This is a genomic window from Niveispirillum sp. (genome assembly GCF_052437035.1).
GTDB lineage: Bacteria > Pseudomonadota > Alphaproteobacteria > Azospirillales > Azospirillaceae > Niveispirillum.
On record NZ_JBQVOH010000014.1, the window covers coordinates 44,054 to 57,048 of the forward strand.

Below are 12,995 nucleotides of genomic sequence, written 5' to 3' on the forward strand. Positions count from 1 at the left end.
GGAAACGCAACTCCTGGAATGCACACAGGAACTGCTGCGGCGTGGCGTCAAGCTGGACCGACCGGAAATGGACGGCTATCGCTATGTGGACCATGCTGCCCTGTCCAGCCTGAAAGTAGCGCGATACCTGCTGTCAAACGGACCGCAGCCGCGCCTGCCGCCCGACGACAATGGCTATCACAATCTCGATATCGGCCATGACGCCACCATCCTGACCCTGCTGGAGGCCGGCATAGACCCGCGCGGACGCGACGGTACCGCGAGCGCGCTGCGCAAGGCCGCCACCAAAAAGCCCCTTCCCGCCACCCTGGAATGGCTGGACGCACACGGTATTCATTGATGTCCCCGAACGCAAAACGGGGCGCTGTTGCCAGCGCCCCGTCCGCGAATTCAAAAGGCCTGTGAGGCGCCGTATCAGGCGGCCTTCAGCTTCGACAGCTTTTCGACCGTCGCGTTGACGCGGGCGGTGATCGGCTCGGCGGCCTCGTTGGCGACCTTGATGCCGGCTTCGGAGACCTTGGTGGCCTCGGCGACGATGGCGTCGAAGGAGGACTTGGCGAATTCGGTCTGCAGGTCGACCAGTTCCTTCACCGACTTCACGGCGAACAGGGCCTTGGTGGTCGCGACCGACTGCTCATACTGGGCCTGGGTGAAGGCGGCGATTTCCTTCGACAGGGCTTCAAAGCCCTTGGACAGGATCGTGGAAGAAGCCACGAAAGCCTCCACATTCTCCTTCTGGAAGCCGACGACATCTTCGAACGTGGCGAAAACCTGCTTGCTCATCTTTTCCACCTTTTCCTTGGTATAGGCGACAGCCTGGACAACGTCTTTTGCCGCAGGAGCGGCGGGTTCAATGGCCGCTGGAACGGCCGGGGCGGCCACCGCTTCCGGGGTCGGGGCGGAGGCAGGGGCGGCCTTGGGGGCCGCCGATTTCGCTTCTTTGGGCGCCGCCGGCTTCACTGCCGCCTTGGGCGCAGCTGCCTTCGGCACCTCGGGGGCCACGGCCACCGGGGTCTCTGCGGCCACAGGCGTCGGCGCTGCTTCAGCGGGGGCGGTCTTCACCTCCTCCACCGCATGCGCGACAACCGGGGTCAGCGTTTCGACCGCCACGGGCGCGGGGGCCACAGGAGCTTCTGTAATCTTTTCAGCCGGCGGAACCACCGTAGGCTTCGCAACGACTTTCTTGGGCGTCGTGCCAGCCACGGGCCCCTTCGGCGTGCGGGTTGCCATATGCTATCTCCTTCGCGCTCTGTCGTTGCCGGTCCGCTGGTGCAGCCCCGGCACCGGTCGCCGCCTCATTGTCCCGTCGCGGGCCTGTCGGCCTGGACCTGGACGTGCTGCAATGCAGCATGTGGATAGATATATCGGCGCGATGGAGATGAGTCAAGGCGCTTTTGTGCAGTGCAACAAAAATGACGCCCGTCCATTCGGATAGGGTCCGTGGCCCGCCCGCACATGCCGTGCCGTCGCGGCGGGGATGTTCGCTTTTTGGTTTCGCGGGTGGGGGTGGGCATGACAGGATGCCGGCCCTTCCGCATCGCACCCGGAGCCGCTGGCCCATGACCTATTGTCTCGGCATCAAGATCAAGGATGGGCTGATCGCCCTGGCCGATGGCCGCATCACCGCCGGCACCCAGGTGACGGCGGCGCGCAAGGTCACCTTGATGAAGAACGGCAAGGAGCAGTTCTTCGTCATGACCTCGGGCCTGCGCTCCGTCCGCGACAAGACGTTGGCCTATCTGCGCCGGGAAATGGCGGACAAGAAAGCCAAGCCGTTTCCCACCATGCTGGACGCGGCCAACGCCTTTGCCCGCTGCCTGCGCACGGTCGCCAAGGAGGACAAGGAGGCGCTGGAGGCGTCGAACCTGAAGTTCAACCTGCATGCCATCATCGGCGGCCAACTGTCCAAGGATGAGGAACCGACCATGTTCCTGATCTATCCAGAGGGCAATTGGATCGAGGTGGATGAGCGCACGCCCTATCTGTCCATCGGCGCCACCACCTATGGCAAGCCGATCCTGGACCGCGCGTTGAAGCATGACACGACCATGACGATGGCGCTGAAACTGGCCTATCTGTCCTTCGACAGCACGCGCTATTCCTCCGCCGATGTCGGCTATCCTATTGATGTGCTGACCTACCACCCGTCCGACCGCAAATGGCGGGAGGATCAGTTCGACTATGATCATCTGGTCGAACAGCGCCATTGGTGGAACAAGCACATCACCGATCTGGCCAACCGCCTGCCCAACGGCCCCTGGATGGATACGCTGCTGCCCGATCAGAAATAAGCAGCCGATTCGCCCGTACCCCCAGCCCGCCGCCGGTCACCGACAGCGGCGGGCCGGGCAGGGCCGTCAAAGGCCTGCATACATGCATGTGCGGATGATTGCCCGACAGCGCAATCAGATGGCGGACCACGCCATGGGCGTGCATAAAACTTGAACCTGAACACGCCGAAAGCGTAGTTTACCACCATAGATATAGTTAACGGGAGTCCGTGGCCGTGACGGATTTCACCATCGTTCCACCCGCTTCGCAGGACGAAGAAGGCTGGCGCCGTAACTGGGCCGCCTATCAGACACGGTATGATGTCATTGTTCAGCCACTGACCACGGATGTCATCTGGGCCCGGCTGCTGGACCCCGCATCCTCCATGCGGGGGCTGATCGCCCGTGACGAACAGGGCAACGGCATCGGTTTCTGCCATCTGGTCCTGCATGACAATGCCTGGACCCTGCACCCCTTCTGCAATCTGGCCGACATGTTCGTGGCCGCCAGCCACCGCCGGCGCGGTGTGGGGCGCGCCATGCTGAAGCGTATCATTGCCATGGCGGAGGAGAACCAGTGGGCCCGCGTCTATTGGACCACGGGCAGGGGCAATGAGCCGGCCCGCGCCCTTTATGACAGCGTCGCTGGCGGTCCCGACCAGATGGTGCAGTACACGGTCAAGATGAAGCCCTGACCGCATCCCTTCCATCAGTGCCGATGATTTTCGACAGCGCTGTCGTTCCCCTTTGGTTCGCGCGGTAACCATGTTAGGCTGCTGCCCGCCGGAAGGGTCGGGGGAGCCCTGTCCGGCGGGCCGGTCCGTTTCACGAAACCGCGAACCCGTTTCGCGTAATCGACCGTGAAAAGACCGCCCCCTTTACCGATATCCAAGCCGCCCCACCCTTATCGCCACGCCGCATGCCGGCGGGGAATGTCTGGATGCTGGACGGAAAACAACGATGACCGATAAACGTGACCTGCTGCGCTCCCTGACCATCGACCGCCCGGCGGATATGCCGGCGGCGGGGATGGCCCCGCCCCGATCCGGTCTGCCGGGCTGGGCCAAGGGGGTGGGTGTGGTGGCCTTGCTAGCCCTGGGTGTTGCAGGTGGCGTCTATGGCCCGGCCCTGCTGGGGGGCAAGGAAGCCGCTGCCCCGGCCAAGGTGGCGGCATCGGGTGCGCAGGCCACAGCACCTGCAAGCGGCGGTGCATCTGCCGCGGCACCCGCGGCCACACCACGTCCCACCAACACGCTGGTGGCGTCGGGCTATATCGTGGCGCGGCGCACGGCCACGGTTTCAGCAGAGATCACGGGACGGGTACAGGATGTGCTGGTCGATGAAGGCATGGTGGTGACCAAGGGCCAGGAGTTAGCCCGGCTGGACGCCACGCTGGCCGGCATCGACCTGGAGCTTTCCAAGGCGCGCGTAACTGCGGCCCAGGCGCAGATCGAAGGTTTCTCCGCCGATCTGCGCGATGCCGAACGAATCCTAACCCGCACCGCGTCGCTATCCAGGGCGTCCAACGCGTCGGAAGCCGAACTGACCCGCGCCCAGGCCCGCGCCGAAACCCTGCGTGCCCAGTTGAAGGGAGCCAGGGCCGATCTGGAAATTGCGCGCATTTCCGTGGCCCGGCAGACGGAAACGGTCGATCGCCATATCGTGCGCGCGCCCTTCAACGGCGTTGTCATCGACAAGAATGCGCAGCCGGGGGAAATCATCTCCCCCATGTCGTCGGGCGGCTTTACCCGTACTGGTGTCTGTACCCTGGTCGATATGGACAGCCTGGAGGTGGAGGTGGACGTGAACGAGGCCAATATCGGCCGCGTCCGCAGCGGCCAGAAGGTGGAGGCGGTGCTGGACGCCTATCCCGACTGGAAAATCCCGGCCAGCGTCATCGCCGTGGTTCCGCGTGCCAACCGCGACAAGGCGACCATCAAGGTCCGTATCAAGCTGGAACAGCGTGATGGCCGCGTGCTGCCCGACATGGGGGCCAAGGTCACTTTCCTGGACGCGCGTCCGGCGGGCAACTGAACCTGTTTCATCGATATTCAACCGGCTTCGGGAATGGCCGGCAACTGGGGGAATACCATGACAGCACTGATCAGCATCCAGGGTGGGGCCAAGCGCTTCGTGAAGGGGCGTGAGACCATCACCATCTTCGACCATCTGGACATGACCATCGAGGCAGGCGACTTCATCGCTATCATGGGGCCCTCCGGCTCGGGAAAGACCACGCTGCTGAACCTGCTGGGCGGCATTGACCGCGCCACCGCCGGCAGCATCACCTTCGCCGGGCAGCGCCTGGACCAGATGAGTGAGGGGCAGTTGTCGGGCTGGCGGGCCGCCAATGTCGGCTTCATCTTCCAGTTCTACAATCTGATGCCGGCTCTGAACGCCGCCCGCAATGTCGAACTGCCCCTGCTGCTGACCAGCCTGGGGGGCGATGAACGCAAGCGCCGGGTGGAAACCGCACTGCAGATCGTCGGCCTGGCCGAACGGGCCAAGCATTTCCCCCGCGAAATGTCGGGCGGTCAGCAGCAGCGCGTTGCCATCGCGCGTGCCATCGTGGCCGACCCCAAGATGCTGCTCTGCGACGAGCCGACGGGCGATCTGGACCGCAAGACGGCGGACGAGATCCTGTCCATGCTCCAGCTTCTGAACAAGGAAATGGGCAAGACCATCATCATGGTCACCCATGACCCGGAGGCCGCGCGCTATGCCAACCGCGTCCTGCATCTGGACAAGGGCCGCTTCGTCGAGCAGGTGGCGGCATGACGGATTTCTCCCTGATCCTGGCCAATCTGTTCAGCCGGAAACTGCGCGCGATCCTGATGCTGGTGGCGATCTTCTTCGCCTTCCTGATCTTCGGCGTGCTGGCCGGTGTGCAGAACGGCTTCAACAGCATCGGTGGCGGGGCTGGTGAGAACCGGCTGGTCACCATCAACAAGATCAACTTCACCCAGCCCCTGCCCGTCGCCTATGTGGAGCGTATCCGCGCGGTGAACGGGGTGGCCCGCGCCACCTATGCCAACTGGTTCGGCGGCTATTACCAGGATGGCAAGAACCAAGTCGTGACCTTCGCCATCGACCCGGAATTCTATCTGGATGTCTTTGCCAGCGAATTCACCCTGACGCCGGAAGAACGCGCGGCCTTCATGACCGACCGTACGGGCCTGCTGGTCGGGCGCAAGACGGCGGATCAGCAGGGCTGGAAGCTGGGTGACCGCATCCCGCTCTCTTCCAACATCTACACCAACAAGAATACCGGCAAGCAGACCTGGGATTTCACCATTGTCGGCATCCTGGAACCGGCGCGGGAGGATGCGGGCACCAATGTCACCTTCTTCCACCACGCCTATTTCAACGAATCGGTGACCTTTGGCCAGGATACGGTGGGCTGGATCGTCATCGAGACGGCTGACAAGGCCCAGAATACCGCCGTATCGAAGGCGATTGACGAGATGTTCGCCAACTCCCCCGCCGAAACGGCGACCGACACGGAGAAGGCCTTCAATCAGGCCTTCGTGGGTCAGCTGGGCAATATCACGCTGATCGTGACGCTGGTGGTGGGGGCGGCCTTCATCACCATCCTGATGATCGTGGGCAACACCATGGTCATGGCGGTACGCGAACGGACCAAGGAGATCGGCGTCATGAAGACGCTGGGCTTCCCGTCGGGCCGCATCTTCAAGATGGTGCTGGGCGAATCGCTGATGCTGTCGCTGCTGGGCGGTCTTCCGGCCCTGGGCGTGGCCGCCCTGCTGCTGCATCTGATGCGCAAGGCGGTGGGTTTTCCGGGCCTGGCCCTGTCGTCGGACTTCGTGGCGCTGGGCATCGCCATCATGCTGGCCCTGGGCCTTCTGACCGGGATCATTCCGGCCTGGAACGCGCTGCGGCTGAATATCGTGACCGCGCTCGGTCGGCAGTAAGGACAGGGGGCAAGGATGCGTATCCTCAATCAGATCATCGCCGTCTGTTCCATCAATCTGAAAAGCCTGCCGCAGCGTTTCTGGCTGTCCTTTTCCACCGTGGTCGCGGTGGCCATGGTGGTGACCGTGCTACTGGGCTTCCTGGCGCTGGCCGCCGGGTTCAAACGCACGCTGGACGGCACCGGCTCCGATACTATCGCCATCCTGCTGCGCGACGGCTCGCAGCAGGAGGTGAACTCTGTCGTCATGCTGGATCAGATCCGCCTGATCGGCGAGGCGCCGGGCATCGTCCGTAAGCCGGACGGCAACCCGCTGATATCGGGTGAGCTTTACGTCATCGTCGATGGTGTGAAGCGCTCAACCGGGTTGAAGGCCAACCTGCCCCTGCGCGGGATCGGCAAGGATGGTGCGGTCCTTCGCGACGACCTGACCATCACCCAGGGCCGCATGTTCGAACCGGGCAGCAACGAGATCGTGGTGGGCGAAGGCCTGGTGCGGGAATTTGCAGGCTTCGACCTGGGCAGCGAGGTCCGTCTGGGCACCGGCACCTGGAAGGTGGTGGGCGTCTTCTCCATGAAGGGGTCGGTTTTCGAAAGCGAGCTGTGGGGTGACGCGGCGGTGGTGCAGAGCCTGTTCCGCCGTGGCTCCTCGTTCCAGACGGTGCGCGTCCGCCTGGAAAGCCCGGAAGCCATCGACCAGTTGCGTGACTATGTGGCGGGCGAACCGCGCCTGAAGCTGGAAGTATTTTCGGAGAAGGGCTATTTCGCGGGCCAGTCGTCCAACACCGTCAAGCTGATCCAGAATGCCGGCTGGCCGCTGGCCATCGCCATGGCGTTGGGTGCGCTCGCCGGGGCACTGAACACCATGTACAGCTCTGTCGCATCCCGCGCGCGGGAGATCGCGACCCTGCGCTGCCTGGGTTTCGGCGGCTTCCCCAGCTTTGTCGCCACCTTGCTGGAAAGTCTGGTGCTGGCCGGCATCGGCGGCGTGATCGGGTCGATGGGCATTTTCCTGTTCTTTGACGGGTTCAGCACCTCGACCCTGGGTCAAGGCTTCACGCAGATCGTCTTCTCGGTCAGCCTGACGCCCGCCCTGGTGAAGCAGGGTATTATCCTGGCCCTGCTGGTCGGTTTGATTGGCGGCTTCTTCCCGGCCCTGCGCGCCGCCCGCGTGCCCATCGTGACGGCCTATTCACAGGGTTAATTCCCCATATCCCCCGTGATGGTCCTGAAATGGGCCATCACGGGAGATGGCGCGTAGTAGGGGGCGGGATCGCCGGGCAGTGCCTTTGCGCCCCGCAGGGCCGCCAACCGCCCCTCTTCATCCAGCAGTATCCAGGGCGGGTTGCGCCATAACTCCTCGTCCAGGTCCAGAAGCAGGGACGGTATCTCCGTCGCCTGCGCGCGGACGGGTCCGGTATGGGCCGCCACCATGGCGACCGGCCCCCTGCCCTCCCCATCCAGGCGGTGCAGCCACTGGCTGACCGCTGGGCGCTGACGACGGATGGCAAGGGCGGGCCAGTTCCCTTCCGGCAGGCGGACCAGCAGGAAACCGAAGGCACGCGCCGCCAACTGCCCCGTCACCACCTGCCCATCCGCCAGCAGCAGCGGCAATGGATCGGCCAGATCGGCACTGGTATCGGGCAGCAGCACCCATCCACGCGGATCGACGATCACCCCGGCATTCGCCCCCATCTGCACCCGCGCCGCCCCCGGTGCCACGGGCGTTGCGGCCTGCATCGCCGGCTCCGGTTCCGGCGTTTCATCTGCTTCCACAGTTTCAACGAACGCGGCAGGCTGACCAGGCGATGATACCGGCAAGGCCGGGACCGGCCCGGCGGCGGCAGGCCCCTCACCCCCCATCGGCGACATCACCAGCTGGCGGAATTCCGGCATTGCGGCCAGACGACGGGCGGCATCGGCGGCGGCATTACGCAGGATGATATCGTACTGACCATTCAGGGACGGGATATCGGTCTCCCCCTCACCCACCGTGGTGAAACGGCGGACGGGTCCCGGCGGGTCGGTCAGTTCCCAGTCGATGCGGACATTGCCTTGTCCCGTGATGCCGATCGGCTTCTGCGACAGGGCATCGCGCTGCCGGCACAGCGACAGTTCCAAATCGACCAGCCGCCCCGTCAGCACACGTGCCGCCCCCGCCGTCAGGCCCAAACCGCCCAGGCCGACCCCATCGCGCGCCGCCTGGGTCAGCAGTCCGGGCGTCCGCCCCTCCGTGATCCAGGCCACCTCGTTGAAGGGCGCCACGCAGCTCCAGTCCCAGCGCCAGCCATAGGCGCCGGCCTTGTGCCCCACGGGAAGATCGACCTGTATCCGCCCCAGGCTCAACGCCACCGGCACCCGTGGCCCCGGCGGCGGCGGTGCCTCCGCACAGGCCGTCAGCAGCAGGATCAGACAGAGGGCAAGGAACGAACCAGCGGAATGGCGCATGCGACACAATCTGAAATGATCAAGCCTCCATAAAATTACAATTATAATCCGCCCTGCGTCCAGGCCCGCGCAAGGGAACGGACGCTGCCTTGCAAAAGGGCCGGATGACAGGGACGGCCCCGGTTGATAGGACATTCCCATGTCGAACGCAGCCGCCCCCTCCGCCCGTTCTCCGCGCCGTGCCGTTGTCGAACGCACGACGAAGGAGACCCGCATCCGTGTCGCCGTCGACCTGGACGGCACCGGGGTCTACAAGGTGTCCACCGGCATCGGGTTCCTGGACCATATGCTGGAACAGCTGTCGCGCCATTCGCTGATCGACCTGGAGGTTGAGGCGGTGGGCGATCTGCATATCGACTTCCACCATACGACCGAGGATACGGGCATCGCCATCGGCGAGGCCGTGGCCAAGGCGCTGGGCGACCGCAAGGGTATCCAGCGCTATGGCGACGCCCTGATCCCCATGGATGAGACGCTGACCCGCGTCGCCATCGACCTGTCGAATCGCCCCTACCTGATCTGGAAGGTCAATTTCACCCGCGACAAGCTGGGTGACATGGACACCGAGCTGTTCAAGGAATGGTTCCAGGCCTTTGCGCAGGCCGCGGGCGCGACGCTGCATGTCGAGAACCTGTATGGTGAGAATAACCACCATATCGTGGAGAGCAGCTACAAGGCACTGGCCCGCGCCTTCCGCGCTGCGGTTGAGATCGACCCGCGCAAGGCTGATGCCGTGCCCTCCACCAAGGGTGTGCTGGGCGGGTCGCTGTAAGCGCCCTCCCCTTTTCCCTTCCCTTCCCGTCGCATGGGCAAGGCACCATGACCGATAGCGTCGCCCTGATCGATTACGGCTCCGGCAATCTGCGTTCCGCCGCCAAGGCCCTGGAACGTGCCGTGGCCGATGGCGGGCTGGATGCCCGCATCATCGTCACCAATGACCCGGATGTGGTGCGCGGTGCTGCCCGCGTCGTCCTGCCCGGCGTCGGCGCGTTTGCCGATTGCAAGGCGGGGCTGGACGCCGTGCCCGGCATGGTCGATGCCCTGACCGAACGCGTGATCCGCCAGGGCGCCCCCTTCCTGGGCATCTGTGTCGGCATGCAGCTGATGGCCAAGGCCGGGGTGGAGCATGGCGTGCATCCGGGCCTGGGCTGGCTGGATGCGACGGTGGAGGCGCTGACGCCCGCCGATCCCGCCCTGAAAATCCCGCATATGGGCTGGAACGAGTTGATCGTGAAGGCACCGGCGCACCCGGTTCTGGCCGGCATCACACCCGGCACCCACACCTACTACGTCCATTCCTATGCCATGAAGGTCGCCGATCCGGCCCTGGTCCTGGCCGCCTGCGATTATGCGGGCGAGTTCCCGGCCATTGTCGGGCGCGACAATCTGGTTGGCATGCAGTTCCACCCCGAGAAAAGCCAGGCCGCCGGCCTGTCCATCATCGGCAATTTCCTGCGGTGGCGGCCATGAGCACGCAGCATCAGAACCCGCTGGCCGGGTCCGACAGCATCGTGACCGTGGAAAAGGTGACGGAGCTGAAGCGTTCCGACCTGTACGACCTGTGCGACGCGGCAGAGGCGGCCATCATTGATGGCGGCGGTTTCGGTTGGGTCACCCCGCCCGACCGCGAGGTGATGGAGCGCTACTGGAAGGGCGTGATGGCCGTTCCTGAACGCACCCTGGTCGTGGGGCGTCTGGATGGGGTTATCGCCGGTTCGGCGCAGTTGGTGCGCCCGACCCGCAATAATGAGGCGCAGGCCTTTGCCTGCAACCTGACCACCAGCTTTGTCGCCCCCTGGGCGCGCGGTCATGGCATGGCGCGCAAGCTGACCCAGGCCATCATCGACGAGGCCACCAATCTCGGCTTCGGCATCCTGAACCTGGATGTGCGGGAGACGCAGCGGGCTGCCATCACGCTTTACGACCATATGGGTTTCACGCGCTGGGGCACGCATCCGCATTATGCCCGCGCCAAGGGCCGGACCATCGCCGGCCATTTCTATTACAAGGTCCTGGAACGGCCGGAAGACGAGACGGAGCCGCAAGCATGATCCTCTACCCCGCTATCGACCTGAAGGATGGCAATGCCGTCCGCCTGCTGCGCGGCGAGATGGATCAGGCGACCATCTTCAACACCGATCCCGCTGCCCAGGCGGAGACGTTTCAGGCCCAGGGCTTCGAATGGCTGCATCTGGTGGACCTGAACGGCGCCTTCGCGGGATCGCCCGTCAATGGGGCGGCGGTTGAGTCTATCCTCAAGCGCGTGAAGCTGCCGACCCAGTTGGGTGGCGGTATCCGCGATCTGGACACGATCGGTTTCTGGCTGGAACGCGGGCTGACCCGCGTCATTCTGGGCACGGTCGCCGTCAAGAACCCGACCCTGGTGAAGGAAGCCTGCAAGGCCTTCCCCGGCCATGTCGCCGTCGGCATCGACGCCCGCGACGGCTATGTCGCCGTCGAAGGTTGGGCGGAGACCAGCAGTCTGAAGGCGCTGGACCTGGCCCTGAAGTTCGAGGATTGCGGGGTTGCCGCCATCATCTATACCGATATCGACCGCGATGGCGCCCTGGGTGGGGTGAATGTGGAGGCGACCGCCGATCTGGCCAGCCACCTGACCACCCCCGTCATCGCGTCGGGCGGCGTGTCCTCGCTGGCCGATCTGCGGGCGCTGAAAGAGGTGGAGCATACGGGGATCAACGGCGTCATCTCCGGTCGCGCGCTTTATGACGGGCGCATCGACCCGGCGGCGGCGCTGGCCGTCCTGCGAGGGGAATGAGCCGATGCTGAAGGCCCGCATCATCCCCTGCCTGGACGTGAAGGATGGCCGCGTCGTCAAGGGCGTGAACTTTGTCGACCTGATCGATGCCGGCGATCCCGTGGAACAGGCCCGTCTCTATGATGCCGCTGGTGCCGACGAGCTGACCTTTCTCGACATCACGGCCAGCAGCGACAATCGCGAGACCATTTTCGATGTGGTCCGCCGCACCGCCGAACAGGTCTTCATGCCGCTGACGGTCGGCGGCGGCGTGCGCACAGTTGAGGATATCCGCAAACTTCTGCTGGCCGGTGCCGACAAGGTGTCGATCAACACCGCCGCCGTCCACCGCCCGGAATTCGTGCAGGAAGGGGCGCAGAAGTTCGGCGCGCAATGCATCGTGGTCGCCATCGACGCCAAGGAGGTCGAGCGCGGCCCCAATGGTGAGCAGCGCTGGGAAGTGTTCACCCATGGCGGGCGCAACCGCACCGGCATCGACGCCGTCCAATGGGCGCGGCGCATGGCGGAATACGGGGCCGGTGAGATCCTGCTGACCTCCATGGATCGCGACGGCACCAAGCAGGGCTTCAACCTGGAACTGACCCGCGCCGTGGCCGACGCCGTGACCATCCCCGTCATCGCCTCTGGCGGCGTCGGGAACCTCGACCATCTGGTCGATGGCGTGAAGTTGGGCCATGCCTCCGCCGTTCTGGCCGCCAGCATCTTCCATTTCGGCACCTACACCATCGCCCAGGCCAAGGAACACATGGCCAAGGCGGGGATACCGATCCGACTGTAAAGGGAACGCCGATGTCCAATCCCGCCATCCTGGACGATCTCTACGCCACCATCCTGTCGCGCAAGGGCGGCGATCCCGACAGTTCGCATACCGCGCGCCTGTTCCATAAGGGCCGCGCCAAGATCGCCCAGAAGGTGGGGGAAGAGGCGGTGGAAACGGTGATCGAGGCCATGGCGGGAACGCCGGAAAAACTGGCTTCGGAATCCGCCGATCTTCTTTACCATCTTCTGGTGCTTTGGGCCGATGCCGGGGTGCAACCTGCCGATGTCTATGCCATCCTGGAAGGACGGAAGGGCGTCAGCGGGATCGAGGAAAAGAAGAACCGCACACAAGCCTGAAACGGCGTTCCCATAACAGTGGCCAAAACAGCGGAAGGATCGGTGCCTTGATCTATGATCGCAGCAATATCTTTGCCCGTATCCTGCGCGGGGAAATTCCCTGCAAGAAGGTGTACGAGGACCCGTACGCCCTGGCCTTCCACGATATCAATCCCCAGGCCCCAACCCATATCCTGGTGATCCCCAAGGGCCCCTTCACCAGCTTCGCCGATTTCTCATCCCAGGCCACGATTGAGGAAATCGCCGGCTTCGTGCGCGCCGCCGGTCTGGTGGCCCGTCAGGCGGGGGTGGAGGATAGCGGCTATCGCCTGCTCGCCAATCACGGCCCTGACAGCCACCAGGAAGTCCCGCATTTCCACATCCACATCGTGGGCGGAAAGCCGCTGGGTCCGTTGCTGGCTTAGTTAGGGGCTATTAAAGTTCATCTGACATTGAAAGCCCGCCTCCTCGGCGA

At 64.4% G+C, this 12,995-nt stretch carries 15 protein-coding genes; 13 read left to right on the top strand and 2 right to left on the bottom strand.

Annotated features, from left to right (window positions below; genetic code table 11):
* Positions 1-414 precede the first annotated feature (414 nt).
* Positions 415-1,230 carry a phasin family protein gene (locus tag ACT6Q8_RS23355; RefSeq protein WP_444734994.1) on the bottom strand — a complete coding sequence of 272 codons (816 nt, stop codon included), beginning with the start codon at positions 1,228-1,230 and terminating at the stop codon, positions 415-417.
* Between the two features lie 329 nt (positions 1,231-1,559).
* On the opposite strand from ACT6Q8_RS23355, the gene ACT6Q8_RS23360 reads away from it, so the two are divergent.
* The 6 genes from ACT6Q8_RS23360 (at position 1,560) to ACT6Q8_RS23385 (ending at position 7,405) form a co-directional block, all read left to right on the top strand.
* Positions 1,560-2,291, top strand: a complete 732-nt coding sequence (locus ACT6Q8_RS23360) for a peptidase (RefSeq protein WP_054166648.1) — start codon at positions 1,560-1,562, stop codon at positions 2,289-2,291.
* A gap of 215 nt (positions 2,292-2,506) precedes the next feature.
* Positions 2,507-2,965, top strand: a complete 459-nt coding sequence (locus tag ACT6Q8_RS23365; protein WP_444734993.1) for a GNAT family N-acetyltransferase — start codon at positions 2,507-2,509, stop codon at positions 2,963-2,965.
* Between the two features lie 265 nt (positions 2,966-3,230).
* Complete coding sequence (locus tag ACT6Q8_RS23370; protein WP_444734992.1) at positions 3,231-4,304, top strand: efflux RND transporter periplasmic adaptor subunit; 1,074 nt, start codon at positions 3,231-3,233, stop codon at positions 4,302-4,304.
* Positions 4,305-4,361: 57 nt separating this feature from the next.
* Positions 4,362-5,048, top strand: a complete 687-nt coding sequence (locus ACT6Q8_RS23375) for an ABC transporter ATP-binding protein (protein WP_444734991.1) — start codon at positions 4,362-4,364, stop codon at positions 5,046-5,048.
* Positions 5,045-6,202, top strand: coding sequence for an ABC transporter permease (locus tag ACT6Q8_RS23380; RefSeq protein ID WP_444734990.1), 1,158 nt, complete (start codon positions 5,045-5,047; stop codon positions 6,200-6,202). Before ACT6Q8_RS23375 ends, ACT6Q8_RS23380 begins: the two co-directional genes overlap by 4 nt.
* 15 nt (positions 6,203-6,217) lie before the next feature.
* On the top strand, positions 6,218-7,405 hold the full coding sequence (locus ACT6Q8_RS23385) for an ABC transporter permease (RefSeq protein ID WP_444734989.1): 1,188 nt from the start codon (positions 6,218-6,220) through the stop codon (positions 7,403-7,405).
* On the opposite strand, the gene ACT6Q8_RS23390 is transcribed toward ACT6Q8_RS23385, so the two are convergent.
* Complete coding sequence (locus tag ACT6Q8_RS23390) at positions 7,402-8,649, bottom strand: hypothetical protein (RefSeq protein WP_444734988.1); 1,248 nt, start codon at positions 8,647-8,649, stop codon at positions 7,402-7,404. The two genes, ACT6Q8_RS23385 and ACT6Q8_RS23390, sit on opposite strands and share 4 nt — an antisense overlap.
* Before the next feature lie 139 nt (positions 8,650-8,788).
* On the opposite strand from ACT6Q8_RS23390, the gene hisB reads away from it, so the two are divergent.
* The 7 genes from hisB to ACT6Q8_RS23425 are packed head-to-tail and all read left to right on the top strand — an operon-like array spanning position 8,789 to position 12,945.
* Complete coding sequence (gene hisB / locus ACT6Q8_RS23395) at positions 8,789-9,421, top strand: imidazoleglycerol-phosphate dehydratase HisB (protein ID WP_054166654.1); 633 nt, start codon at positions 8,789-8,791, stop codon at positions 9,419-9,421.
* A gap of 47 nt (positions 9,422-9,468) precedes the next feature.
* Positions 9,469-10,119 (top strand): imidazole glycerol phosphate synthase subunit HisH, encoded by a 651-nt coding sequence (hisH, locus tag ACT6Q8_RS23400; RefSeq protein WP_054166655.1) that lies wholly within the window; start codon positions 9,469-9,471, stop codon positions 10,117-10,119.
* Positions 10,116-10,700: a GNAT family N-acetyltransferase gene (locus ACT6Q8_RS23405; protein ID WP_444734987.1), complete on the top strand. Its 585-nt coding sequence runs from the start codon at positions 10,116-10,118 to the stop codon at positions 10,698-10,700. Before hisH ends, ACT6Q8_RS23405 begins: the two co-directional genes overlap by 4 nt.
* Positions 10,697-11,425 (top strand): 1-(5-phosphoribosyl)-5-[(5-phosphoribosylamino)methylideneamino]imidazole-4-carboxamide isomerase, encoded by a 729-nt coding sequence (gene hisA, locus ACT6Q8_RS23410; RefSeq protein ID WP_054166657.1) that lies wholly within the window; start codon positions 10,697-10,699, stop codon positions 11,423-11,425. Before ACT6Q8_RS23405 ends, hisA begins: the two co-directional genes overlap by 4 nt.
* 4 nt (positions 11,426-11,429) lie before the next feature.
* The gene (hisF, locus tag ACT6Q8_RS23415) at positions 11,430-12,203 is read left to right on the top strand and encodes an imidazole glycerol phosphate synthase subunit HisF (RefSeq protein WP_054166711.1); all 774 of its coding nucleotides are present in this window, start codon (positions 11,430-11,432) and stop codon (positions 12,201-12,203) included.
* Positions 12,204-12,214: 11 nt separating this feature from the next.
* Positions 12,215-12,541, top strand: a complete 327-nt coding sequence (locus ACT6Q8_RS23420) for a phosphoribosyl-ATP diphosphatase (RefSeq protein ID WP_054166658.1) — start codon at positions 12,215-12,217, stop codon at positions 12,539-12,541.
* A 47-nt stretch (positions 12,542-12,588) separates the two neighbouring features.
* Positions 12,589-12,945, top strand: a complete 357-nt coding sequence (locus tag ACT6Q8_RS23425) for a histidine triad nucleotide-binding protein (protein ID WP_054166659.1) — start codon at positions 12,589-12,591, stop codon at positions 12,943-12,945.
* Positions 12,946-12,995 lie beyond the last annotated feature (50 nt).